The 26,537-nt window shown below is 49.5% G+C and carries 19 protein-coding genes and 1 tRNA gene; 8 read left to right on the top strand and 12 right to left on the bottom strand.

The features are described 5' to 3' along the window. Positions 1 to 17: 17 nt before the first annotated feature. The 3 genes from ssnA to mocA form a co-directional block, all read right to left on the bottom strand. Entirely contained in the window at positions 18 to 1,346 is a 1,329-nt protein-coding gene (gene ssnA, locus ACJHYO_RS01300) for a putative aminohydrolase SsnA (RefSeq protein ID WP_000906236.1), read from the bottom strand. Between the two features lie 2 nt (positions 1,347 to 1,348). After that, positions 1,349 to 4,447, bottom strand: coding sequence for a putative selenate reductase subunit YgfK (ygfK, locus tag ACJHYO_RS01295; protein WP_085455518.1), 3,099 nt, complete (start codon positions 4,445 to 4,447; stop codon positions 1,349 to 1,351). Between the two features lie 321 nt (positions 4,448 to 4,768). Beyond that, entirely contained in the window at positions 4,769 to 5,347 is a 579-nt protein-coding gene (gene mocA, locus ACJHYO_RS01290) for a molybdenum cofactor cytidylyltransferase (protein ID WP_001272860.1), read from the bottom strand. Between the two features lie 103 nt (positions 5,348 to 5,450). Here mocA and yqeC point away from each other — a divergent pair, with 103 nt between their 5' ends. Continuing rightward, a complete protein-coding gene (yqeC, locus tag ACJHYO_RS01285) occupies positions 5,451 to 6,221 on the top strand; it encodes a selenium cofactor biosynthesis protein YqeC (protein WP_000835685.1) in 771 nt (256 codons plus the stop codon). Between the two features lie 47 nt (positions 6,222 to 6,268). After that, positions 6,269 to 7,894 (top strand): selenium-dependent molybdenum cofactor biosynthesis protein YqeB, encoded by a 1,626-nt coding sequence (yqeB, locus tag ACJHYO_RS01280; protein ID WP_001020384.1) that lies wholly within the window; start codon positions 6,269 to 6,271, stop codon positions 7,892 to 7,894. Positions 7,895 to 7,934: 40 nt separating this feature from the next. Here the strand turns inward: yqeB and arcC are convergent, their stop codons facing one another. Genes arcC through ygeW form a run of 5 tightly spaced genes read right to left on the bottom strand, consistent with a single transcriptional unit; the run spans position 7,935 to position 14,063 of the window. Then, a complete protein-coding gene (gene arcC / locus ACJHYO_RS01275) occupies positions 7,935 to 8,867 on the bottom strand; it encodes a carbamate kinase (protein WP_000037984.1) in 933 nt (310 codons plus the stop codon). Between the two features lie 47 nt (positions 8,868 to 8,914). Further along, positions 8,915 to 10,300: a D-phenylhydantoinase gene (gene hyuA, locus ACJHYO_RS01270; protein ID WP_001264432.1), complete on the bottom strand. Its 1,386-nt coding sequence runs from the start codon at positions 10,298 to 10,300 to the stop codon at positions 8,915 to 8,917. 52 nt (positions 10,301 to 10,352) lie between these two features. Further along, entirely contained in the window at positions 10,353 to 11,564 is a 1,212-nt protein-coding gene (locus ACJHYO_RS01265; RefSeq protein ID WP_001107125.1) for a YgeY family selenium metabolism-linked hydrolase, read from the bottom strand. A gap of 57 nt (positions 11,565 to 11,621) precedes the next feature. Next, entirely contained in the window at positions 11,622 to 12,818 is a 1,197-nt protein-coding gene (gene dpaL, locus ACJHYO_RS01260) for a diaminopropionate ammonia-lyase (protein ID WP_000110478.1), read from the bottom strand. A 57-nt stretch (positions 12,819 to 12,875) separates the two neighbouring features. After that, positions 12,876 to 14,063: a knotted carbamoyltransferase YgeW gene (gene ygeW, locus ACJHYO_RS01255; protein ID WP_250304070.1), complete on the bottom strand. Its 1,188-nt coding sequence runs from the start codon at positions 14,061 to 14,063 to the stop codon at positions 12,876 to 12,878. Between the two features lie 478 nt (positions 14,064 to 14,541). Between ygeW and ACJHYO_RS01250 the strand changes: the two genes are divergently transcribed. Continuing rightward, on the top strand, positions 14,542 to 16,320 hold the full coding sequence (locus ACJHYO_RS01250) for a sigma 54-interacting transcriptional regulator (RefSeq protein WP_410232393.1): 1,779 nt from the start codon (positions 14,542 to 14,544) through the stop codon (positions 16,318 to 16,320). 39 nt (positions 16,321 to 16,359) lie between these two features. Here ACJHYO_RS01250 and xdhC read toward each other — a convergent pair whose 3' ends face one another. Genes xdhC through xdhA form a run of 3 tightly spaced genes read right to left on the bottom strand, consistent with a single transcriptional unit; the run spans position 16,360 to position 20,022 of the window. Continuing rightward, positions 16,360 to 16,839 (bottom strand): xanthine dehydrogenase iron sulfur-binding subunit XdhC, encoded by a 480-nt coding sequence (xdhC, locus tag ACJHYO_RS01245; protein WP_001016595.1) that lies wholly within the window; start codon positions 16,837 to 16,839, stop codon positions 16,360 to 16,362. Then, complete coding sequence (xdhB, locus tag ACJHYO_RS01240) at positions 16,836 to 17,714, bottom strand: xanthine dehydrogenase FAD-binding subunit XdhB (RefSeq protein ID WP_000459207.1); 879 nt, start codon at positions 17,712 to 17,714, stop codon at positions 16,836 to 16,838. The genes xdhC and xdhB overlap by 4 nt, the downstream gene beginning before the upstream one ends. Positions 17,715 to 17,724: 10 nt before the next feature. After that, complete coding sequence (gene xdhA, locus ACJHYO_RS01235; protein WP_021524482.1) at positions 17,725 to 20,022, bottom strand: xanthine dehydrogenase molybdenum-binding subunit XdhA; 2,298 nt, start codon at positions 20,020 to 20,022, stop codon at positions 17,725 to 17,727. A 413-nt stretch (positions 20,023 to 20,435) separates the two neighbouring features. Between xdhA and actS the strand changes: the two genes are divergently transcribed. Together actS and ACJHYO_RS01225 are read left to right on the top strand one after the other, a co-directional pair. Further along, positions 20,436 to 21,191, top strand: coding sequence for an amidase activator ActS (gene actS, locus ACJHYO_RS01230; RefSeq protein WP_001272558.1), 756 nt, complete (start codon positions 20,436 to 20,438; stop codon positions 21,189 to 21,191). A 78-nt stretch (positions 21,192 to 21,269) separates the two neighbouring features. Next, positions 21,270 to 21,343: transfer RNA gene (locus ACJHYO_RS01225), tRNA-Gly, on the top strand. A gap of 315 nt (positions 21,344 to 21,658) precedes the next feature. On the opposite strand, the gene ACJHYO_RS01220 is transcribed toward ACJHYO_RS01225, so the two are convergent. Continuing rightward, positions 21,659 to 22,888, bottom strand: coding sequence for an amino acid permease (locus ACJHYO_RS01220; RefSeq protein ID WP_000065950.1), 1,230 nt, complete (start codon positions 22,886 to 22,888; stop codon positions 21,659 to 21,661). Between the two features lie 254 nt (positions 22,889 to 23,142). Between ACJHYO_RS01220 and ACJHYO_RS01215 the strand changes: the two genes are divergently transcribed. The 3 genes from ACJHYO_RS01215 (at position 23,143) to kduD (ending at position 26,238) form a co-directional block, all read left to right on the top strand. Then, complete coding sequence (locus tag ACJHYO_RS01215; RefSeq protein WP_000656025.1) at positions 23,143 to 24,324, top strand: acetyl-CoA C-acetyltransferase; 1,182 nt, start codon at positions 23,143 to 23,145, stop codon at positions 24,322 to 24,324. Between the two features lie 286 nt (positions 24,325 to 24,610). After that, positions 24,611 to 25,447, top strand: coding sequence for a 5-dehydro-4-deoxy-D-glucuronate isomerase (gene kduI / locus ACJHYO_RS01210; RefSeq protein WP_085455517.1), 837 nt, complete (start codon positions 24,611 to 24,613; stop codon positions 25,445 to 25,447). Between the two features lie 29 nt (positions 25,448 to 25,476). Further along, positions 25,477 to 26,238, top strand: a complete 762-nt coding sequence (gene kduD, locus ACJHYO_RS01205; protein WP_085455516.1) for a 2-dehydro-3-deoxy-D-gluconate 5-dehydrogenase KduD — start codon at positions 25,477 to 25,479, stop codon at positions 26,236 to 26,238. The last annotated feature ends 299 nt before the right edge of the window (positions 26,239 to 26,537 follow it).

The following is a 26,537-nucleotide window of genomic DNA, read 5'->3' as shown; positions in this document are numbered from 1 at the left end:
AAGAGGGGAGCTGTTATTTATGCCAGCGCATCCATCCGACGCCACATACTGGCAGCGGCTTTTCTGGCTTGCGCATAAATGGAATCGCAATCGAAGTTAAACTGACGGTCTTCATAGACCATCACACCATTGACCATCACGCTGTGAACGCTGCCTGAGCCCATACCGAAAGCGATATGCCCGGCGATATTGTCTGCCAGCAGCGGCGTCGGCGAGTTGTAATCGCAAATGGTTAAATCGGCTTTGTAACCGGCTTCCAGAAGCCCAAATTTCGCGCCAAAGTTGCGGCTCATCAGTTCGTTGCCGTTAGCCAGTGCTTTGGCAAAACTGTCAGGCCACAGTGGGCCACCCGCATCGCGATGTTTAAAGAAGGCAAATTTCATCTCTTCAAACATGTCCGAACCAATGCCGTCCGTTCCCAACGCCAGATTGCGGATGTCGCTAAGGTGATGGTTGTAGCCGACATGGTTGTTCATGTTTGAACGGGCGTTATGCACCAGGAACGCATCGCGCTGATTGAGTAGGGCGATGTCATCTTTCGACAAGTACAGCCCATGAGCGACCAGCGTTTTGCTGTCGATGAGATCGAATTGCGCCAGTCGTGCCAGCAGGTCTTTGCCGTACCAATGGTGACTGTAGGAAACGTCGTAAAGGTCTTCCGCAGCGTGAATATGCAAACCACGACCTGTGCTTTTCACGGCTTCACGCAGCATCTCCAGACCGGCATCCGGCACGGTAAACGGCGCGTGAGCGCCGATATGAGCTTCCACCAGATACGGCTCGGTTGCTGCTTTCTTCGCCTCATCAATCTGACGGGCGAAGCGGATGTTTTCTTCTACACCTTCCTGCAACTCTTTGATGCCGTTGTTACGGTCAGTAGTTTCAAAACAGGTCATCGCGCGCAGGCCAACTTTTAAAAATGCGTTGCGCAATGTGGAGAGCGACCCGTCGATATACGCCGGAGAGGCATGGTGATCGATAACCGATGTACATCCACTCTTAATCGCTTCCAGGGAACAAATCAGTCCGCTGTAATAGAGCGACTCTTCATCAAGGGCGCGATCGAGTCGCCACCAGAGATTTTTCAGCGTTGAGATGAAATCCGGGCAGGGGGCGATGTTTGCCATAATTCCGCGGGACAGCCCCGAGTAAAAATGGTTGTGCGAGCAGACAATTCCCGGCATCACAATCCGACCATGCATCTCTTTGTAGCTGGCATCGGGGTAGCGTTGCGTCAGGGCATCGTCGATAGCGACAATCACATCATTTTCGATGGCGATATCAACGCCTTCCTGCACTTTCGCCGGGTGTAACTGCACTGCGGTGACATTCTTCAGAATCAACATGATTACACCTCCACGCGGCCCAGCAGATAATGATGATGCTGGTGGACATGGCTGATGATACGGCACATATCGTTCAGCTCCGGTGGTACGTTGTTGAACTGACCTTCGCTGTCGATGTTTAACACCCAGCTTTGGTTATTCAGACGTACTCGTACCCGGCAATCTTCCACAAGGAAGCCAGGGTTGCTGCTGTTATCAAAGTCTTGCGACAGGCTGAAGACGGTGATTTTGTCTTTGTACGGTTTACCGTTCCACGGACAGAACTGAGCGCAGTTGCCGCATTCGTTACAGTAAGCGTCGAGGTGCAGCGTCTGGAAACGGTTCTGGAAGCCAGGGACCGCAATGGATACGTTGGCGCGGTTCGGGCAGACATCCACACACTTGCTGCAAACGTAGTTACATTCAAGGCAGCGTGCGGCTTCCTGGGCGACAAACGCATCACGATCGTCACTGTTCACCAGAGTGACAGAGATATCGCCTTTACGTTGATAGATTTCCGCCGGATTGACGTTATTCCAGTATTTATCGTTCTGGTGGGAACGGATATTTTCCCGACTCAGGATGGCATCGGTCGCCCGACGCGCGGTTCCGACAGCAGCGACAATGGAGGATGGTCCGCGCTGTACGTCGCCGATCATAAAGACGTCAGTCAGACGCGTTTCGCCATTATGGTCGACGTCTGGCCAGCCGTTTTTGTCCAGCGGCACGCCCATTGCATTCAGGGCTTCAGTATCCTGCTGTTCACCAATGGCGGTGATCAGGCTGTCTACATGCAGCGTTACTGTTTCGTTGGTTTCAACCGGACGGCGACGACCTTTCTCATCAGGTTCGCCAAGCGACATAACGCGCAAGGTTAAGGTGCCATCAGCATCGAAACGTTCCGGATTATTCAGAAAACGGAACTCCACGCCGTCGTGCAACGCTTCTTCATACTCTTCGCGCCATGCTGGCATCTCTTGCAGTGAACGACGGTAAACGACCGTTGCTTTTTCTACGCCTGGAACGCGTAACGCCGCACGAGCGCAGTCCATTGCGGTGTTACCCGCCCCGACAACGACCACATGTTTGCCCAGCTTGAGTGTGGTGCCCTTGTTGTATTCACGCAGGAAGGGGAGTGATTTCCAGACATTTTGGTTGTCGCCCGCCAGTTTCACACCGCTATTTTTATCGGTACCGGTGGCAATCAGAACATAGTGGAAGCCCTGATTTTTTAACTGTTCAACGGTCAAATCGGGTGAGCAACCGTACTCAAATTTCACGCCGTGATCGGCAACAAAATCGATATCGTGCTGAATTAACTCTGCAGGAATACGGAACTGAGGAATGATATTTTTCACCACGCCGCCCGCATTGGCTTCTCGTTCAAACAGCGTAACCGGATGGCCCGCTCTGGCAAGGAAGTAACCTGCGGCCAGACCCGCCGGACCTGCACCAATCACGGCTACCGGATGGCGTGAACCAGAACCGGCTGGTTTGTGCCAGCGTTGCTTATATTCATCCCAACCTTTTTCCAGGGCGACTTTTTTCAGTTCGCGGATATTCAGCGCACTGTCGTAATCCAGGCGGGTACAGTTGTATTGGCACTGGTGATCGCAAATATGACCGGTAATGGCGGGCAGGGCGTTGCGTTGATAGATGAGTTCCAGCGCGTCGGCATAGCGGTGTTCGCCAAGCAGACGGATGTATTCCGGAATATCTTGCTTGATAGCGCAGGCAGTAACACAGGGGGCAACGTAGCAATCGGTCAGCGGCAGGTCTTCAGCCACTTCAATACGCTCTTCTGGCTTCCAGTGTTTCTGGGTGTATTCCATGGTTAACGCGTCTGCTGCCAGTCTGTTCAGTCGTTCGACGTCAACGTGGTTAAGCTCCCAGGCATCTGAGCCTTCCAGCTCGCGCATGCAGGCACTTAAGCGCAGATAGCCGCCAGGTTTCAGCAGGTCGGTTGCCATAGTAATAGGGCGAATACCAGTATCAAAAATATCGCGGATAGTCAGCTGACTGGCACCACCGGAATAAGAAATGGGCAGTTTGCCGTCAAAGGCGCGAGAGAGAACTGCTGCAACGTTGATGGAGAGCGGGAACAGCGCACGGCCTGACATATACATCTCTTCACCGGGCAGTGCGCCTTTGTTATTAATGGTGCCGAGAGTGTTAGTCAGTTTTACGCCAAAGCCGAGTGATTTTTCTTTTGCCAGTGCCATCAGGCGTTCCAGCATTTCCAGTGCTTGCGTCAGCTTGAGGTCGTGATCAAATGACTCTTCTTTTAAGCCGATGTAACCGAAACCGCAGACATCGAGGATCTCACGAACACGCGCGTACCCCAGTAAGGTCGGGTTGAGTTTCACAAAGGTGTTGAGCCCTTTTTCTTCCAGCATGTAGCGGCAAATGGCTTCGATTTCATGCGGAGGACAGCCGTGCATGGTGGAGAGGGTAACCCCTTGTACCATGCTGGTGGGGATGCGAGCGGGTAAGGCTTGCAAGCTTTCGCGTTTTTCCTGCAATCCGTGGCGGGCTAAAAATGCCTCATCCTGGAGTAGCTTATTAAGTGCATCGCGGTATTGAGCGAATTTCGGATGGTCAGATGCGTCCATCATATTGTCGATGAACTGCTGCATCGGCGGTTGCTTAATACCTTCGAGGTTGTAACCGACGCTCATATTAAAGATGAACGATTTACCGGAATCAGAAGGCTGGAACATCGCTTCGAGAAGGTGCAGGGCAAACCAGGCTTTGAGGTATTCATCCCAGGCTTTAAGCAGGGTAAATTCGGTAGACCATTCGGTGTTAAAGCACTCGTCTTCGGCATCGATACAGGGCTTTTCCAGCTCCAGGCGGTCAAGAATTTGGACGGTTTTTAGTTCGATGAAGCGTCCGCCAGTCAGCCAGGAGGTGACGATGTTTTGCGCAAGTTGCGTGTGCGGGCCAGCGGCAGGGCCGACGGGAGTGGCACAGGTTTCACCGAAGACGCTAACAGTTTTACCTTTTACGGGTGAGTAAAACTGTTGCTCGGGAATACCAAAGATTGAGCGTTGTTGTTGGTATTCATCAAATATGCGCGTCAAAAGTTCCTCAAACGGAATGGGACGCATAATATCCCCCATAACCCTCTCCTTAGCTTATACAGATATCATTGAGTGACCGGTGTTGAGAAATCCGGTGGTTTAGGGGGATAGAGCAACAATCGCACCACTCTTGCCAGGTTTGGCGGGAAATATAAAAAAATGTGAGGCGGCTCGAAACTTAATGGCTTTTTGTGAATGAACTCACAGGTGCCAAATGAGAATTAAAATCACTCCTGAAAATTATTATTGCCAGCCCATTTATCACTTTTTCTCTTTTCTCAAAATCAGTGATTCCTTATCATTATGATAAAGAGTGCTGGAGGGATTAGATATTTGAACGCAATCGTTTAACTACGTTTTCTAAATTTCAGTATACCTTTTCTTCGCTGTAATAAAGTCGTCCGGAGTATCAATATCTAAAATTATTTCTGCATTTTCTATTTCGACGGAATAATGTTCTCCCATAAGGAGTGCCTGACGCATATTGGTGACATTGGGTCGCTGGATTGCCTGCATCAGGCATGGTTTTGACACTAAAATCGGATGGCCGGGGATGCCATTATGGAGTGGCAGTATTGCGCCATCATTTCGTAACGACCAGATTTTTCTAAAAATATCGATGGTGAGGGTTGGCATATCTCCGTGGGTGAGAAAACAATGTTCTGTTTGCACCGCGGGTACTGCGGCCTTTACTGATGTCAGTAAACCCTGCGCATAATCTGGGTTGTGGATAATAGTGATATTGCTCTGGTTCGCATAACGTTCGTGCAGTTCATTACCACGATAGCCGGTGACTAAAATAATTCGGCTACAAAACTGCAACGCATTTTTGATACTTGTATCAAGAATTGTTCCCTGTTGCCAGGGTAACATCATTTTCCATTGCCCCATTCTTGATGATAATCCTGCGGCGGTAATTATACAGTCGATGGCTGACATAGTGATTCCATTATTTACAGGAGCTAATAACGCCTGATAATTGCGTTACTTCCTGATGGATTACGTTGAGGGTAATTTATCCCAGAGAGGTCCATAAAGACGCGTGAAAAGTATAATTGACCCATCGGCATTATTCATTGATTTAGGCGCGCAGAAACGTCCCACTGTGATTTCTATTGTTGGTGCTGGGGGGAAAACCAGCTTGCTTTTTTGGCTGGCAGAACTGTTCCAGGCGAGTGGCAGGCGTGTATTAATCACTACGACGACACATATGTTTATGCCAACATCTCACTGGCCCGTGGTTTTCTGTCGTGATCCCGCCATGCTTCCTCATGCGTCTTTTATATCCCCCATTTCATTTTGTTTTCACTGCTGGAAAGCGAACCAGGGAAAAGTGCAGGGATTTACGCCAGAAGCGATTGATGCACTGGTACAACGACCAGAGTGTGACGTAATTCTCATTGAGGCAGATGGCTCGCGTGGAATGCCGTTAAAAGCGCCTGATGAGCACGAACCTTGCATACCTAAAAGCAGTTGCTGCGTGATTGCTGTGATGGGAGGACATATTTTGGGTGCGAAAGTGAGCACAGAAAATGTCCATCGCTGGTCGCAGTTTGCTGATATTACTGGGTTAACACCTGCTGCACCCTTGCAACTGAGCGATCTCGTTGCGCTGGTTCGCCACCCTCAGGGGGCGTTTAAAAACGTACCACAAGGTTGTCGGCGAGTCTGGTTCATTAACCGTTTTTCTCAATGTGAGAATGCGATTGCGCAAAGCGAGCTCCTTCAACCGCTGCAACAACACAACGTAGAGGCAATCTGGCTGGGCGATATACAAGAACATCCTGCAATCGCGCGCAGATTTGTGAATTAGCGGCCCGGGTATTCCGGGTTACTGAAAGGATATCCATTGAGGTTGGTATGAATATTTTCACAGAGGCTGCAAAACTCGAAGAGCAAAATTGTCCGTTTGCGATGGCGCAAATTGTTGATAGCCGAGGCTCAACCCCCCGCCATTCTGCACAAATGTTAGTGCGCGCCGATGGTTCTATCGTCGGTACAATTGGTGGCGGAATGGTTGAACGGAAGGTGATTGAAGAGTCGCTTCAGGCATTGCAGGAACGTAAGCCGCGATTATTCCATGGACGTATGGCTCGTAACGGTGCGGATGCTGTCGGGTCAGATTGTGGAGGTGCAATGTCAGTATTTATCAGCGTCCATGGTATGCGTCCACGTCTGGTGTTGATTGGTGCGGGGCATGTCAACCGGGCGATAGCCCAGAGTGCGGCGCTATTAGGATTTGATATCGCCGTTGCTGATATTTATCGCGAAAGCCTCAATCCTGAACTATTCCCACCATCAACCACGCTTCTCCATGCTGAGTCGTTTGGTGCGGCAGTGGAAGCACTGGATATTCGCCCTGATAATTTTGTCCTGATTGCCACGAATAATCAGGATCGTGAAGCCCTCGACAAACTCATTGAACAACCCATTGCATGGCTGGGGTTGCTGGCAAGTCGCCGCAAGGTTCAGCTTTTCCTGCGCCAATTGCGTGAGAAAGGCGTGGCTGAAGAACATATTGCCCGTTTACATGCGCCCGTTGGTTACAACATAGGTGCGGAAACGCCGCAGGAGATCGCCATCAGCGTGCTGGCAGAAATATTACAGGTGAAAAATAACGCGCCGGGTGGGCTGATGATGAAGCCTTCTCATCCTTCCGGACACCAGCTGGTGGTGATTCGCGGTGCGGGGGATATCGCCAGTGGTGTAGCGCTACGTCTGTATCATGCGGGTTTTAAAGTGATCATGTTGGAAGTGGAAAAACCGACAGTGATTCGTTGTACCGTGGCGTTTGCCCAGGCCGTGTTCGATGGCGAAATGACGGTCGAAGGCGTCACCGCCCGCCTGGCAACCAGCTCTGCGGAAGCGATGAAACTTACCGAACGCGGATTCATCCCTGTGATGGTAGATCCCACCTGTTCATTGCTTGATGAACTGAAACCGCTTTGCGTGGTGGACGCTATTCTGGCGAAACAGAATTTGGGTACGCGGGCAGATATGGCACCAGTAACAATCGCGCTTGGGCCGGGCTTTACTGCAGGGAAGGATTGTCATGCGGTAATTGAAACAAATCGCGGGCACTGGCTCGGTCAGGTGATTTACTCAGGTTGTGCGCAGGAGAATACCGGTGTTCCCGGCAATATTATGGGGCATACCACCCGACGAGTGATCCGCGCTCCTGCTGCAGGCATTATGCGATCCAACGTGAAATTAGGCGATCTGGTGAAAGAGGGCGATGTCATTGCCTGGATTGGTGAGCATGAAATTAAAGCACCGTTGACGGGGATGGTGCGTGGCTTGTTGAACGACGGGCTGGCCGTGGTCGGTGGTTTTAAAATTGGTGATATCGATCCTCGTGGTGAAACGGCTGATTTCACCAGCGTTTCTGATAAAGCCCGGGCGATTGGCGGCGGCGTACTTGAGGCGTTAATGATGTTGATGCATCAGGGCGTTAAAGCGACAAAAGAAGTGCTGGAAGTGGCTTAAATGAAAATGGCCGGATGGTATTACCCATCCGGCCTTTAAATTACTGACAAATCACCGTTCCGGTTTTGCCTTCAATCCCTTCTTTCGCTTTGCTCAATACGGTAATCAGTGCTTCACGACCTGCGCGAGAGCGAGCAAACGAGGCGGCAGCTTCCACTTTAGGCAGCATAGAACCTTTCGCAAAATGACCTTCTTCGATAAAGCGTTCAGCATCACTTAACGACAGGCGATCGAGCCACTGTTCATTCTCTTTTCCGAAGTTAATGGCCACTTTTTCTACCGCAGTCAGAATGATCAGCATATCGGCATCAATCATTTCTGCTAAACGGGCGCTGGCCCAGTCTTTATCGATAACCGCGCTGGCACCACGCAGATGGTTACCTTCACGAATAACAGGGATACCACCACCGCCAACGGTGATCACCACCTGTCCGGCATCTACCAGAGCTTTAACCGTTTCTTTTTCAATGATATCAACCGGTTTTGGCGAAGCAACGACACGGCGATAGCCGCGACCCGCATCTTCTTTCAGAGTGTAACCCTGTTTTGTCAGTAGCTCTGCTTCTTGCTCGGTAAAGAACGAACCGATCGGCTTGGTTGGGTTGAGGAATGCCGGATCGTTAGCATCGACTTCGACCTGGGTAACCAGCGTTGCTACAGGTTTATTAATGCCACGAGAAAGCAGTTCTTCTCTTAAGGCGTTTTGTAGATCGTAACCAATATAACCCTGGCTTAAGGCAACACAGACAGACATCGGCAGCATTGGCGAGTGCGCTTCAGTTTTTGCTGCAGCTTCAAAGGCCTGGTTAATCATGCCCACCTGTGGCCCGTTGCCATGAGTGACGATGACCTCATGTCCCTGGGCAATTAAATCAACAATTGCCTGAGAAGTAATTTTTACCGCTTTCATTTGCCCAGCCAGGTCATCGCCCAGCGCATTCCCGCCCAGGGCGAGAACAATTTTCTTACTCATTTTTCCTCACTCATCATTCTTGATTGTGTATAGATCCCTGGCAGTGGTTAGAGCACGGGAGGGACAAACGGTTTGCGTCGCAGGAAACGACCTCGCCCGGCTTTGCCTGTAAAGGTGCCGTCGCAGAAAATCGTTTCACCACGGGATAATGTTCTGACAATCGCGCCCTGACAGGTAAACCCCTCCCAGGGCGAGTAGTCGGCGTTGTCGTGGAGATGGCGATGCTGAATTTGTTGGCTCTGACGTGGGTCGATAATCACCACGTCACCATCGGAACCGGGCGCTAATATCCCTTTTTGCGGCCACAGGCCAAACAGCCTGGCGGGCATTGCACTGGTTAACTCAACAAAACGCTCCGGTGAGATACGTCCCGTCATCACGCCACTGGAGAACAGCAGTTGCATGCGGTTCTCCACACCGGGTAAGCCATTTGGGCAGCGGCTGAAATCGCCTTTAGAAATTTGCAGGCGTTGAGCCATCGAGAAGGTGCAGTGATCGGTTGCCACCACGTCAATCGCACCATCGCTGATGCCACACCACAGTTTGTCCTGCTCGCGTACGTTACGCAGCGGTGGGCTAAGAATGAACTTCATGCCATCTTCTGTATCGTAACTGCGTTCGTCCAACAGGAGATATTGTGGGCAGGTTTCAACCCAGACTGGCTGGTGATTCGCACGGGCAAGACGCAGATAATCCAGACCTAAGCCGTTAGACAGGTGCACGATATAGAGCGGGGCGTTACCGGCAATTTGTGCCAGGTTAATCATGCGGGCGATGGCTTCCGCTTCGCATTCCAGAGGTCGACTCAAGGCATGATAACGCGGCGCGGTTAACCCTGCGGCGATAAACTCCGCCCGCTTGCTGGCGATAGCTGCGTCATTTTCCGGGTGTACGGTGGTCAGCGCGCCGGACTCATGCAAGCGGCGTAATGCCTGCAACACTTCATCATCGTTGAGTTTATATTGATAGGTTAAATAGAGTTTAAAACTGCTCAGTCCTTCCTCAACCATCATCGGAATTTCGTCGAGGATAGCGTGATTAATATGTTGAATGACACCGTGAAAGCTGTAGTCGATGACTGCTTTGTGGGCGGCATAACCGCGATAAACTTCCAGTTGATGGCGTAACCGGCAGCCATTTGGGCCAAATCCCATATGGTCAATAATGGTTGTTGTACCGCCACACGCAGCAGCGCGGGTACCGGTAAAAAAATCATCACAACTGCGCGCGATGCCGACATCAATATTGAAATGCGTATGGACATCCACGCCGCCAGGGAAAACGTAACAGCCAGAGGCATCAATTTCTTCGCAAGGGAGTTGCGGCGAAATATCGGTACCCAACTGGCGAACAATCCCGCTTTCAATCAGCAAATCCTGCTTCGCCTGTCCATCTGCATTAACAACAATGCCGTTTTTTATCAATACGCGCATAGCAAACTCCAAAAACCCTCCGGCGAACCGGAGGGGAATAAGTGAAGAGTAATTATTCGGTTGCCAGCCAGCTTAATGGGATTGCAGCGTACATAGCGGCACAGGTTACCAGGTGAGATTTCCAGGTTTTTTCGTTTGGCGCGTGCGCTTCCGGTTCTTTACCAGGGCCAAAACCGATGACCGGAATGCCGTGGCGACCCATGATGGATACGCCGTTAGTTGAGAAGGTCCACTTATCAACGACAGGCGCTTTACCAAACAGCCCTTCATAAGCATTCACCAGTGCTTTAACGGTGAAGTGATCTTCTTCCACTTTCCAGGTCGGGAAGTAGCATTCGGTTGGATAAACCAGGCCAGTCCAGGATGGACGGTCGTAGTTGTACATAGAAACGACAGCATTCGCTTTTTGTACTGCAGGTAGAGCGCGGATCTCGTCCAGCGCGCCTTCCCATGTTTCGCCCCAGGTGAGACGGCGGTCAATAGAAACTGCGCAGCTGTCTGCGACAGCGCAACGGCTTGGGGAGGTGAAGAAAATTTCGGAAACAGTCAGCGTACCTTTGCCGAGGAATTCATCATAGCCCAGACGTTGAGACAGTTCCTGTAATTCGCCAAGAATTGGACCCATTTTGAAAATGGCGTTATCACCACGTTCTGGTGCCGAACCGTGGCAGCTAACACCCTGAACATCAATGCGAATTTCCATACGACCGCGTTGACCACGGTATACCTGGCAGTCGGTTGGTTCGGTACTGACCACAAATTCCGGGCGAATGCCGGATTGTTCAATAATGTATTGCCAGCACAGACCGTCGCAGTCTTCTTCCTGCACAGTACCGGTGACCAGCAGGGTATATTCATCTTCCAGACCGAGATCTTTAATGATTTTTCCGGCATATACCATAGACGCCATGCCGCCTTCCTGGTCGGAAGTACCACGACCACCGATCAGCTCGTCGGTTTCCATGCCTTCATACGGATCGAAGTCCCAGTTTTTGATGTTGCCAATGCCGACGGTGTCGATATGAGCGTCCATAGCCACCAGACGTGGGCCGTGACCGATATAACCGAGAACGTTGCCCATCGGATCGATTTCAACTTTATCGAAGCCGACTTTTTCCATCTCTTCTTTAATACGATGCACTACGCGTTTCTCGTCGCAGCTTTCACTGGGAATAGCAACCATATCGCGCAGGAAGCGAGTCATGTCTGCCTGGTAATCTTTTGCTTTTTCAAGAATCAGTTTGAATGGAATATTCTTAGCCATTATTTTTCTCCAGATTTTTTACTCCCCGTTTTGCAGGGAGCAGTTCCAATAGGGTGATTAAGGTGCTACAGCGTGTTTGCCTTCCCAGACAACTTCGCGGTAGTGCTTCACGTCGGTGTCGCCTTCAGTGCTGATAACCAGCACCACGGCATCTTTGTTCAGCGCCAGTTTTTCCATCAGGCTTTGACGTTGCGGGTGATAATGAACCGCTGCGAGAACGCCCAAACCGACAGCGCCGGATTCACCGGAGATGATGCGCGGGTCGTTACCGTACGGATTACCCAGCACGCGCATACCTAATGCGGCAACGCTGTCCTGGCAGGAGATGAATTGGGTGGCGCAGTTACGTAGGATTTCCCAGCCCAGCGGGTTAGGTTCGCCGCAGGCCAGGCCCGCCATGATGGTGGCCATATCACCGCCAACGTTGACGATGTCGCCTTTGACGCCGGAGCGATAAATACAGTCAGCTTTGTCAGGTTCAACAATAATGCTGTGCAGATTTTGCGGGCTATAGACGTCGACCAGATAACCCAGCACACCACCGGCCATTGCACCGACACCGGCTTGCAGCAGAACGTGTGTCGGGGTGACGCCCATTTCACGCATTTGCTCGACGGCTTCATCCGCCAGTGTTGCGTAGCCTTGCATGATCCAGGTTGGGATTTTGGTGTAACCTTCCCATGCCGTGTCCTGTACCACTTCCCAGCCGTGCTGCTGCGCGTGTTGCATGGTCAGGCGAACGGTATCGTCATAGTTCATATCCGTGACGATGCACTCGGCACCGAGGTTTAGAATGGCGTCAACGCGTTCCTGAGCAGAACCTTTCGGCATGTAAATCACCGCATTCTGTCCGAGTTGCTGTGCTGCCCATGCCACACCGCGCCCGTGGTTGCCGTCGGTGGTAGTCGCGAAAGTCATTTTTTCGCCGATGGCATTTTTCAAGTGCTCAAATGACAGCGTTTCGATATCAAGATGATATTTTTCACACAATAATTGAGCGATGGCGTACGCACCGCCGAGCATTTTGAAGGCGTTCAGACCGAATCGTTTTGATTCGTCTTTGACGAGAATTTTCTTTACACCAAACAGGTTTGCGAGATCGTCCAGCGCACAAAGCGGTGTTGGGTGATAACCAGCAATTTTCTGGTGGAACTGGCGTGCCAGTTTTGCCTGGCTTTGCGAAAAAAGCGGTGATGTTTCGCCGTTGAAAAATTTGTTATCGGCGATATCAATCTTCAATGAGAAAACGGACATATCCTATCCTTTTGGCCTCTGGAAATAGAGGGCCGACCAGCTGATCGGCCCGAGGGGTTATTTCACGCGTTCTTGCGCTTCTTTCAGCAGTTGCTCGAGCAGTGCACCTGGTTTGGCGTATTTACGGGACAGGATCATCGCGGCGATGATATAAGGCTTCCAGCTGGCTTCTTTGTAGGTAGCGATACGGTATTTTTCGAATACGCCTTCAGTCACTTCACCTTCTTTGCAGGATACGCCGCTGATATCAGCTGGCAGGCAGTGCATGTACAGGGCTTCGCCATCACGGGTCAGTTCCATCATCTCTTCAGTACAATGCCAGTCTTTGTGTTGCGCGTTCTGTGCCAGACACTGTTTTTCCAGTGCTTTTAAGCCTTCGTGATCGTTCGCACGCAGCAATTCAGTACGCTCTTCCATCACTTTGTAAGGTGCCCATGACTTCGGATAAACGATGTCTGCGTCTTTGAAGGCTTCTTCCATGCTGGTGACCTGACGGAAGCTACCACCGGAGGCTTTAGCATTGTTTTTAGCAACTTCAACGACATCCGGGATCAGGTCGTAGCCTTCCGGATGGGCCAGGGTGACATCCATACCGAAGCGGGTCATCAGACCTATGATGCCTTGTGGTACAGAGAGCGGTTTGCCATAGCTTGGGGAGTAGGCCCAGGTCATGGCGATTTTTTTACCTTTCAGGTTTTCCAGTGAACCAAAGTGTTCACGTAACCATGCCAGATCAGCCATTGATTGAGTCGGGTGGTCAATATCGCATTGCAGGTTCACTAAAGCCGGACGCTGCGGCAGCACACCCTGCTTGTAACCGTTATCAAGTGCAGCGCCAACTTCACGCATATAGGCGTTGCCTGCGCCCAGATACATATCGTCGCGAATACCGATAGCGTCAGCGCAGAAGGAGATCATATTGGCGGTTTCACGCACGGTTTCGCCGTGAGCGATTTGTGATTTACCTTCGTCAAGATCTTGTTGTGCAAGGCCGAGCAAGTTAAGCGCGGAAGCATAAGAGAAGCGGGTACGGGTGGAATTGTCGCGGAATACGGAAATACCTAATCCACTATTAAAGACTTTGGTTGAGATGTTTTCAGCACGCAGTGCTTTTAACGCGGCGGCAACGTCCAGTACTTGTTTCAGTTCGTCTGGCGTCTGTTCCCACGTTAACAAAAAATCTTTTTCATGCAGGTGAGAGGTCAGCGAATTGATATCCTTAATCAGCTCATTAACAGTTTTCATCATAAAGTCCCGATAGTGGAATGACAGGCAAAGTGGTTTATTTCACTGTGACGTGCCAAAGTGATTGGTGTTTTCACAGCTATACCTGGGACTAACAATAAGTGTGCCAGAATTATCCACGCGGCTGCGAAAGGCTAATTTGACGGATAATGTGTGGGGTTGATCACATATTGATGCCAGTTTCCGGTTGTTTGTAAAATACGAAAACGTTTGGCTTTTTTTATCACGTTATTTATTTGCTGCTAAGTATCAGAAATAAGATAAAGAGGCAGGCTATCTCTCTTCAGTTTGATAAACTTGCCGCTGTAATTCTCATATTGATATAGAAATGTGATATCTCTTCCATAATTTTATTAGAAAGTGATAAAAATCTTATGTTTTTATCAAAGCCAATTTCGCCTGAGTTAATATCATCATGATCTGTGAACCATCAACGTCTTCAATGATCGACTTTTAAGTAAGTCTGGAAGGTAAAGCTATGGAGCTTGCGACTACGCAGTCAGTATTGATGCAAATTCAACCGACAATTCAGCGTTTTGCCAGAATGCTTGCCAGCGTTTTGCAGCTTGAGGTTGAGATCGTTGATGAAAACTTGTGTCGCGTCGCCGGAACGGGCGCGTATGGGAAGTTTCTTGGCCGCCAGTTGAGCGGCAACTCACGCCTGCTCCGCCACGTCCTGGAAACGAAAACTGAAAAAGTTGTGACACAGTCTCGCTTCGATCCCCTTTGTGAAGGTTGCGATAGTAAAGAAAATTGCCGCGAAAAAGCATTTCTGGGTACGCCTGTCATTTTACAGGATCGTTGTGTTGGGGTGATAAGTTTGATTGCCGTTACCCACGAGCAACAAGAACATATCAGTGATAATTTACGCGAATTTTCCGATTACGTTCGCCATATATCCACCATTTTTGTTTCTAAACTTCTGGAGGATCAGGGACCAGGAGATAACATCAGTAAAATATTCGCGACCATGATCGATAATATGGATCAGGGCGTGTTAGTGGTTGATGCTGATAATCGTGTTCAATTTGTTAATCAGACAGCTTTAAAAACACTCGGTGTTGTACAAAATAATATTATTGGAAAACCTGTTCGTTTCAGACCATTAACATTTAAGAGTAATTTTACCCATGGTCATATGCAACATATTGTTTCGTGGGATGATAAAAGTGAATTAATCATTGGTCAGTTGCATAACATCCAGGGCCGACAACTATTTTTAATGGCGTTTCACCAATCGCATACCAGTTTTTCTGTAGCAAATGCACCTGATGAACCGCATATTGAACAATTGGTTGGCGAGTGCCGTGTTATGCGGCAATTAAAACGACTCATTAGCCGTATTGCACCCAGCCCATCCAGCGTTATGGTGGTTGGTGAAAGCGGCACGGGTAAAGAAGTCGTCGCCCGTGCAATCCATAAGTTGAGCGGAAGACGGAATAAACCCTTTATTGCTATCAACTGTGCCGCGATTCCGGAACAGCTTCTGGAGAGCGAACTGTTCGGTTATGTTAAAGGCGCATTTACTGGCGCTTCTGCCAACGGTAAAACAGGGTTGATTCAGGCGGCGAATACGGGCACGCTGTTTCTCGATGAAATTGGTGATATGCCATTAATGTTGCAGGCTAAATTACTGCGCGCTATTGAGGCGCGTGAAATTCTGCCGATTGGTGCCAGTAGCCCAATACAAGTCGACATCCGCATCATTTCTGCAACTAATCAGAATTTGGCCCAGTTCATTGCCGAAGGTAAATTCCGCGAAGATCTCTTCTACCGACTTAATGTTATCCCGATAACTCTTCCACCGCTGCGTGAACGTCAGGAAGATATTGAATTACTGGTGCATTACTTTTTACATCTGCATACCCGTCGTCTGGGATCGGTTTATCCTGGCATTGCTCCTGATGTCGTCGAAATATTGCGTAAGCATCGTTGGCCCGGAAACCTGCGCGAGTTAAGCAATTTGATGGAATATCTGGTTAACGTTGTTCCTTCAGGTGAAGTTATCGACAGCACGCTATTGCCGCCAAATCTGCTGAATAATGGCACAACGGAGCAAAGTGATGTAACAGAGGTCAGTGAGGCGCACCTGTCACTCGATGATGCGGGCGGCACGGCGCTGGAGGAGATGGAAAAGCAAATGATCCGCGAGGCGCTTTCACGTCATAACAGCAAGAAGGAAGTTGCTGATGAACTGGGCATCGGCATTGCTACGCTCTATCGCAAGATTAAGAAATATGAGTTGTTAAACACATAACCTCTGAGAATCCGGCCTGAATTCAGGCCGGATATCCTTTTACTTCGTTTTCTCGCAATCCAGAACTGTATTTACAATCATCTGATACCCTGTGCAGCGACAAAGATTTCCCGCCAGTCCACGACGAATTTCCGTAATGGTTAATGGCTTCTCGCGTGGTTTCGCCAGCATTGCCGTGGTAGCCATAATCAGGCCCGGCGTACAAAACCCGCATTGCACTGCACCAGATTTCGCATAAGCCAGTTGGACATGAGAAAGTTTACCGCCTTTCGCTTCACCTTCCAGCGTGCGGATCTCTTTTCCTTCAGCCCAGGCCGCAAGGAATAAGCAACTGTCTATCGCAGTGCCGTCGACCAGCACCGTACAGGCACCGCATTCGCCTACGCAGCAACCTTGTTTGACACTAAGAAGCCCTTGTTCTCGGAGTAGTTCCGAAAGCGGCATTCCTGGCGCGGCGTGAAGCTGAAAAGGCATCCCGTTAATGGTGCATTCGATGGTAATTGTTTCGCTGTGATTCATTGCAATTTTCCCCCCGCCGCGGCGACGGCTTCGCTAATCACTTTTTTGGTCATCGTCTGGATGAGATGCAGACGAAACTCTTTACTGGCCCGCCATGAAGAACGCGGGGCGACATCTTGCAGGACTGATTCGCTGATGGCTTCCAGCGTTTGCAGGTTTAATGGCGCATTTTGTGCAGTCTGTTCGGCATGTTGGCAGCGAATCGGCGTTGGCGCGGCAACACCAAATGCCAGGCGTAATTCGCTGAAATTGCCGTTATCCAGTCGGCAATGTGCGGCGCAGCCAATTGTTGAAATATCCATTGCGTCGCGCATGGCATATTTAAAATGTGCGCTGCCCGCGTGTTCTTTCGGCTGTGGCGGAAAATGAAAGGCGACAAGGATTTCGTCATGCTCAAGAGACACTTTGCCCGGCCCGGTGTGAAAGCCATTAATCGGGACGAAACGAACACCGCGTGGGGAGTGGAGCTCCAGTTTCGCGTCATAAATTAGCGTTGGCGTGGCAGAATCTGCGCTGGTGGCACCGTTGCAAATATTTCCGCCGTAGGTGGCGACATTACGGATCTGCGGCCCGGCGATTGATGCAGCCGCAGCACATAACGCCGGGAGATTGCGTTGGATTACGGGATCTTCAATGAGCTGAGTAAATGTTGTCGCGGAGCCGATTCGCAGCGCGCCATCTTCCGCCTGTGTTATTCCCTGAAGCTCTGCCAGATTGTGGATATCAACAATATGGCGATAGCGGTCATTGTGATGGTGAAGCTGTATCAGTACGTCAGTGCCACCGGCAAGCAATTTGGCCTGCGGATTGTCAGCCAGCAGGGTGATGGCATCGGCAAGGGTTGCTGCGCGATGGTAAGAAGCAAAATCAAACATGATGTTATCCTCAAATCAATCCTGCCAGATGGAACTCTTCATATAACCGTTTTGGCGTCAGCGGCAGTGTATTGATTGCAACACCGGTAGCCATCTTCACCGCGTTACGAATAGCAGCGGCTACAGGAATTATGGGTGGCTCACCCAGTGACTTATGTCCGTATGCGGATTGCGGCTCATTGATTTCGACGAACGCGCTTTCCAGTTGTGGCAGATCCGGCATGGTCGGCATTTTGTAATCCAGCAGATTGGGGTTACGGACCACGCCGCTTTTCGCATCGATGATCATCTCTTCAAATAGCGCCCAGCCAATGCCCATTCCCATTCCGCCGTGTACCTGACCTTCTGCCAGCAGCGGATTTAGAATATGCCCCGAATCATGAACGTTGAGGATGCGGTTGATGGTGACTTTGCACAGTGCAATATCGACCGTCAGATCAACAAAGGTACAGCCAAACGCCGGTGGGTTCGTGGTGGTTTTGATGGAGCTTTCGGCAGAGAGCTGCCCGCCGCGTTCAGGGTGGTAGAAAGCGTCCATCGCCAAATCTTTTAACGACATTAACGGTTCTTCCGGTCGTTCAATCAGCACGATATGGCCTTTTATCAAGGTCAGATTCATCGCTGACTGATGTAGCATGACTGCGGCGTGAGCGATGATTTTCTCTTTTAATAACAGTGCCGCACTGCGCAGCGCAGGCGCGGCAACATAGCTCTGACGTGAGGCAAATGCGCCGGGGTCGAATGGTGTAACGTCGGTGTCTTGTGTCGAAATTACGCGGACATCGCTGACCGGAACTCCCACGGTTTCTGCCACCATTTGCGAGAACACGGTGTCGGCACCCTGGCCGATTTCCGTCGCGCCGCTTTGCACGTTGATGGTTCCATCCTGATTCATCAACAGGCGCGCGCCTGCTATTTCTACGCCGACAGGCCAGGTGTTAGAGGTGTAGCTAAAACAGGCGACGCCAACGCCACGACGTAAATTGCCTTGCTGGTTTTGGCACTCTGCACGGCGTTTTTCCCATTCAAAGATTTTCCGGCCTTTTTCAAGACACTCCGGCAACCCTGCGCTGTAAATACGTTTTCCCGTGAGCGGATTAGCATCTCCTTCGCGGGCGGCGTTGCGTAAACGAATTTCAACAGGATCAATACCTAACGCTGTCGCGGCATCATCAAGCATAGACTCAACGGCAAATACGACTTGTGGCGCGCCATAACCACGCATCGCACCAGCCGAGGGGAGGTTGGTATAGCAGGTCTTTGAACTGTAAGCGTAGGCACAACGAGGATAAAGATAAGCGACTTTATTCCCCCCAGCAGAAGCAATGGAGTGCCCGTGAGATGCATAAGCGCCGGTGTTAGACAGAACATCCAGACTATAACCTTTCAATGTTCCGTCGCGGTTCACGCCCATTTGCCCGTCAATAGTAAAAGCGTGGCGGGTACGGGTTGCGAGGAAACACTCTTCACGGCTAAGGGAAACTTTCACCGGAATGCCGCCAAGTTTGCTGGTCAGGAATGCCGCCATTGGCTCTTCCAGTACATCCTGTTTATTACCAAAACCGCCACCGATAAACGGTTTGATGACTCGTACGCATGACCAGGGAATATCCAGCGCCTGACCAACCACGCGGCGAACAATGTGCGGGATCTGGGTGCTGGAAACGATGGTAATTCGCGAGTCATCCTCCATCCATGCCAGCGATGTCACGCTTTCCATATGACAATGTTGAATAACGGGAGTCTGATAGTGCCCCTGTACCTGGTAGTCGGCGGCATCGATTGTTTGTTGGACATTACCCGTCGACATCGTGCTTTGTTTCAGTAAATTGCCACCGTTATGGATTGGTGCAGCGTCTTCTGCCAGCGCCGCTTCTGGCGTGGTGATAACGGGTAATTCTTGCCACTCAATGCTGACCAATTGCGCCGCTTTTTCTGCCGTGAGTTCATCGCGGGCCACGACGATGGCAACGGCGTCGCCATGATGACGAACATGGCGCGTTAGCAGGGCACGATCGGCAGTATCGCGCTTGTTTTCGTCAAGTGTCCAGGCATGCCCTGCCGTGGCGAATGGGATTTCTGGCACATCTTCCCAGGTAAAAATCGCCAGGACGCCCGGCAAACTCCTGGCTTGTTCATCATTAATACTTACGGCATAACCATGTGCGATAGGGCTACGTACATATTTCGCGTAACACATGCCCGCCATAACATAATCGTCAGTATATCGTGCTCGCCCGGTGACCTTAGCAATGGCATCGACGCGCATGCATGATTCACCCGTAGCGGTTGCTTCCCGCGCTTCCATAGAAATCCCCTCGATTTGAACATTTGGTTCTTATGGCAAAGATTTAGTCTAAGCAGGCAAGATTTACGCCAGAAACGACGATAAGCGTTCGGGGAGGAAGGAAGTGTGATGACGTTAAAAAAACACAGATATGATACGAAACAGGACTCTGAATAGGGACAGTGATACGTATCAATATGAGTGGCGATAAAATCAATGTGATAAATCAGGATTATTACGCATCAAGGTGGGAAATAGGGTAAAAGTCAGGAACTTCGATACCACTACAGCAAATATTTTGCTGATGATACTTCCCTTTGCCAAATGAAATTAACCTCTTTCTCTATTACATCGTTTTTCCAGAAGCAAGAGATTGGGTATCAAGAGGCTGGCTGCTATGATATGGCGTCTTGTTTTTTAAGCGAGGAAAGATTTTGAGTGCGGGACGCCTGAATAAAAAATCTCTGGGTATCGTGATGTTGTTATCGGTTGGACTGCTTTTGGCGGGCTGTTCGGGTAGCAAATCATCCGATACAGGAACGTATTCCGGCTCCGTTTACACCGTGAAACGGGGGGATACGCTATATCGTATTTCGCGCACCACGGGAACCAGCGTAAAAGAACTGGCGCGACTGAACGGCATTTCCCCCCCTTACACCATTGAAGTAGGTCAGAAACTAAAACTGGGTGGGGCGAAAAGTAGCAGTAGTACACGTAAATCAACCGCCAAATCAACGACCAAAACCGCATCGGTTACACCGTCATCAGCGGTACCGAAATCTTCCTGGCCGCCAGTAGGGCAACGTTGTTGGTTATGGCCAACGACAGGGAAAGTTATCATGCCGTATTCGACAGCAGATGGCGGCAATAAAGGGATTGATATCTCAGCTCCACGAGGTACACCTATTTACGCCGCGGGTGCAGGAAAGGTGGTGTATGTGGGTAACCAGCTGCGTGGCTACGGTAATCTCATCATGATTAAACACAGTGAAGATTACATTACGGCTTACGCTCATAATGACACGATGCTGGTAAATAATGGGCAAAGCGTGAAAGCTGGGCAAAAAATCGCCACTATGGGGAGCACTGATGCGGCATCTGTTCGCCTGCATTTCCAGATTCGTTACCGTGCAACGGCAATTGATCCGCTACGTTACTTGCCGCCTCAGGGCAGCAAGCCAAAATGCTGATGGTGAATTAATCAGCAGTCAGCAGCGTGGTACTTGCTAAGGAGAGCGTAAGGTTTATAATGCCTTACGCATCTCGAAGCGGGCGTAGTTCAATGGTAGAACGAGAGCTTCCCAAGCTCTATACGAGGGTTCGATTCCCTTCGCCCGCTCCAATTTATCTTCACATCATCTACCTGCCATTTTTGTTGTATCTGATTTTCTATATTATCTTAATTCAAGCGCTTCAGACTTTTCGCAATCGCCGTAATACTTCCCCATTTTTTGTAAATAAAAAGCGTTTACGCAATGCAATCGTCATGTATCTTAAATAGTCTTATTTAAGATGTTCAGAACTCTTTGTGTGTTTAACTAGCTGATAATTATATAATATTACGAGAGAAGTGATAGGGCGGAATAATAACAAATGAACATTATGAAAACTGGGATGGTTCAAAATTGAAGCAATTTTGAACCATCCACAACGGATATTAGCTAAAGAACATTACCGATACGCACAGGATACCCACGATCAGGGTAATCAGATTTCCGATGGAACGCCAGGGTTTAAGCGCCGGGATGAGATACGTTGACAGCGTAGGCATGATGAAAAGTATCATGGCAATGAGCGGGCCGCTGATCGCGTAAATCATCGAAATCGCGTTCGGGTTAATGCAACAAACAATGAAGGTAATCAGCGATACCAACATAATTGATAGTGCGCGGTTAAATGCACGACTTTTCTTTACACCAACCTGCTGTAATGTTGTTTTGACGACCTCTGTGGCACCTTCAATAACGCCAAAGTACGTACCCAGGAATGATTTCGACATCGCAACTACTGCGACAATAATCCCGGAAATTGACAACCATGCTGGGGCGTTCGGCAGCATAGAAAGCGCCGATAAAATGGTAACCCCTTCTTCTTTAGCCGCTTCAATATACGAAGGTGGAATAGAAAGCAGGCAGCTAAAGACAAAGAACAATACACTTATGCAGATGATGAGATAAGCGACTTTCATAATTTTTTTGCATTTATCCATAGCGTGTTCGCCATATTTTTCACGTCTGTCTATGGCAAACGTAGAAATAATGGGCGTATGGCTAAAAGCGAAAACCATCACGGGAATCGATATCCATATCTGGTGAAGGGTATTCTGATTGAACTCTACCTGGGTTGTTAATAGATCAGGTTGCCAACTACCGACCAGGTAAATAGAAAGAAATAAGAAATAGGCAATCAATGGGAATACCAAAAATCCCATTACCCGAATAGTGGCATGGCGTCCCATCAGAAAAATGAGATTCAGGATTAATACAACCCCCAGACTCACCAACATACGGATGCGAAGATCAATAACCATATGCTTTGCCAGCTGTTCTGTAAGTGAGTTGGTAATTGCCACTGCATATATCAACACGACGACAAAAAAGGCGATGAAGTACAGCGTGGTAATCAGATTACCAATCTTCTTGCCATAGTAGTGTGTTACCGCGCCCGTTATCCCTTCACCTGCTGATGTTTTCGATGAGAGGATGAACTGGCATAAGGCTTTATGTGGCCAATATGTTAAAGGCCAGGCGACCAGAGCAGTAATAAACAGGACCACAGCCCCCGCCGAACCTAACTGAATAGGAAGGAAGAGCGTGCCTGCACCAACGGCTGTGCCGTAGAGCGCGAAACTCCACAGAGTTTCTTCTTTTGACCAAATATTAGACATTATCTGAACGTATCATCTACAAATTAAACAAAATGGAGGGCAATTTACCATAAACCAGGTTAAGTATGGGAGATTAACGCCCTATCTACCTCTCTATTGGTGGGTTAGTGGTTGCAAACCTTACGTGCCAGTTATGTCTCTGACTGCTACTCAGGCGTATTTCCTTTGTGATAAAAATCACCTTTTTTAAACAATTAAGATAACTGTAATTAACAATCATTTACTATTGCACTGTTAATTGGTGCGAGGTTGTGATGAAAGACGTTGTGATTGTCGGGGCGTTACGGACACCTATCGGCTGCTTTCGTGGTGCGTTAGCGGGTCATTCCGCCGTGGAACTTGGCAGCCTGGTCGTCAAAGCGTTAATAGAACGTACCGGCGTTCCTGCATATGCGGTGGATGAAGTGATTCTTGGTCAGGTGTTGACTGCAGGGGCAGGGCAGAATCCGGCAAGGCAATCGGCTATTAAAGGTGGTCTTCCTAATAGCGTTTCTGCAATCACTATTAATGACGTTTGTGGTTCCGGGCTTAAAGCACTGCATCTGGCTACTCAGGCGATACAGTGTGGCGAGGCGGATATTGTCATCGCCGGTGGCCAGGAAAACATGAGCCGCGCACCACATGTTCTGACTGATAGCCGCACCGGTGCACAGCTTGGCAATAGCCAGTTGGTTGATAGTCTGGTGCATGACGGCTTGTGGGATGCCTTCAATGATTATCATATTGGTGTCACCGCCGAAAATCTGGCTCGCGAATATGGCATCAGCCGTCAGTTGCAGGATGCTTACGCACTTAGCTCGCAACAAAAAGCGCGAGCGGCGATTGACGCCGGACGATTTAAAGATGAAATCGTCCCGGTAATGACCCAAAGTAACGGTCAGGCGTTGGTTGTTGATACCGATGAACAGCCACGCACTGACGCCAGTGCAGAAGGCTTGGCCCGTTTAAATCCTTCATTTGATAGTCTCGGTTCTGTGACAGCGGGTAATGCATCATCCATAAACGATGGCGCAGCTGCGGTAATGATGATGAGCGAAGCCAAAGCGCGAGCGTTGAATTTACCCGTGCTTGCCCGTATTCGCGCATTTGCCAGCGTTGGTGTAGATCCGGCATTGATGGGAATTGCGCCGGTGTATGCGACCCGCCGTTGCCTGGAGCGTGTTGGCTGGCAGTTGGCTGATGTCGATCTTATCGAGGCTAATGAAGCGTTTGCTGCACAGGCGCTTTCGGTTGGCAAGATGCTTGAATGGGATGAGCGTCGGGTCAATGTCAATGGTGGCGCGATCGCACTCGGTCACCCAATAGGCGCTTCCGGTTGCCGAATCCTCGTTTCTCTGGTTCATGAAATGGTGAAACGTAATGCCCGCAAAGGACTGGCTACGCTTTGTATCGGCGGGGGCCAGGGCGTGGCATTGACCATTGAACGTGACGAATAGCTCTGCATTTCCTCCTTACCGATAAATATCAGCCGTCATTAATCTGTTGAATAATGGTGGCTGGCGAGTCGACATACATTTTCAGGGCTCCCTGATTTTTCCATTCTCATGACATATTCGTGATCGACACTGCACTTTTTTCAGTCCTTAACTTAAAAATGAAACATTGTTTTATTTTTAATTGAAAACCCTATCCCGTGGGCATATCATCCCCTTATAGAGAAAACGAAACAGCGTTTCACTATCGTTTTCTATTTTCACGCTTCACTGATTATCGGAGGTTGATGTGGACGTAAGACAGAGCATCCACAGTGCGCATGCAAAAACGCTGGATACCCAGGGGCTGCGCAATGAATTTTTGGTTGAAAAGGTATTTGTCGCTGATGAGTACACCATGGTTTACAGCCACATTGACCGTATTATTGTTGGCGGCATTATGCCGGTAACTAAAACGGTTTCCGTTGGCGGGGAAGTTGGTAAACAACTCGGGGTAAGCTATTTCCTGGAACGTCGCGAGTTAGGTGTTATCAATATTGGCGGTGCCGGTACGATTACCGTCGATGGTCAATGCTATGAAATCGGTCACCGCGAAGCCCTGTATGTTGGTAAAGGCGCAAAAGAAGTTGTCTTTGCCAGTATTGATACCGCTACTCCGGCGAAGTTTTATTACAATTGCGCACCTGCGCATACGACGTATCCCACCCAAAAAGTCACACCAGAAGAAGTATCTCCAGTCACGTTAGGCGATAACCTCACCAGCAACCGTCGCACGATTAACAAATATTTTGTCCCGGATGTGCTGGAAACCTGCCAATTGAGTATGGGGCTGACGGAGCTGGCTCCGGGTAACTTGTGGAACACCATGCCGTGTCACACCCACGAGCGCCGGATGGAAGTTTATTTCTATTTCAATATGGATGATGACGCCTGCGTTTTCCACATGATGGGGCAGCCGCAAGAAACGCGTCATATTGTGATGCATAACGAGCAGGCGGTGATCTCCCCGAGCTGGTCGATCCATTCCGGTGTCGGAACCAAAGCTTATACCTTTATCTGGGGCATGGTCGGTGAAAACCAGGTCTTTGATGATATGGACCATGTGGCCGTTAAAGATTTGCGCTAGTTGTGGGCATAAACGAATAAGGTATTGTTATGATTTTAAGTGCATTTTCTCTCGAAGGTAAAGTTGCGGTCGTCACTGGTTGTGATACTGGACTGGGTCAGGGGATGGCGTTGGGGCTGGCGCAAGCGGGCTGTGACATTGTTGGCATTAACATCGTTGAACCGACTGAAACCATCAAGCAGGTCACGGCGCTGGGGCGTCATTTTTTAAGCCTGACCGCCGATCTGCGAAAGATTGATGGCATTCCAGCACTGCTGGATCGCGCGGTAGCTGAGTTTGGTCATATTGATATCCTGGTGAATAACGCCGGATTGATTCGCCGCGAAGATGCTCTCGAGTTCAGCGAAAAAGACTGGGACGATGTCATGAACCTGAATATCAAGAGCGTATTCTTCATGTCTCAGGCAGCGGCGAAACACTTTATCGCGCAAGGCAATGGCGGCAAGATTATCAATATCGCGTCAATGCTCTCCTTCCAGGGCGGGATCCGTGTGCCTTCTTATACCGCATCAAAAAGCGGCGTGATGGGCGTGACGCGATTGATGGCGAATGAATGGGCTAAACACAACATTAATGTTAATGCGATAGCTCCGGGTTACATGGCGACCAACAATACTCAACAACTACGGGCAGATGAACAACGTAGCGCGGAAATTCTCGACCGCATTCCAGCTGGCCGTTGGGGACTGCCGAGTGACCTGATGGGGCCGGTAGTGTTTCTTGCCTCCAGTGCTTCAGATTATGTGAATGGTTATACCATTGCCGTGGATGGCGGTTGGCTGGCTCGTTAATCCATTCTTCTTACTTTTATGACCCTGCCGCATGGCAGGGTTTTTTATACCTGTAGATCATCATAATCCATATCATGGTTATGAAATAATCCATATCAATTATCAATTAATGAACTTTATGAATTTTATCTGCTTTAAAATTAGTTGGTTAATAATAATCTCAATAATTCAACTTAATTTGAAAATTGGAATATCCATCACATAACGACATGTCGCAGCAATTTAATCCATATTTATGCTATTTCCGACCTGACACCTGTGTGAGTTGTTCACGTATTTTTTCACTATGTCTTACTCTC

The sequence above is a fragment of the Escherichia sp. WS1118 genome (assembly GCF_046487695.1).
Classification (GTDB): Bacteria; Pseudomonadota; Gammaproteobacteria; order Enterobacterales; family Enterobacteriaceae; genus Escherichia; species Escherichia coli.
This window is presented reverse-complemented; position numbering and strand designations above follow the sequence as displayed.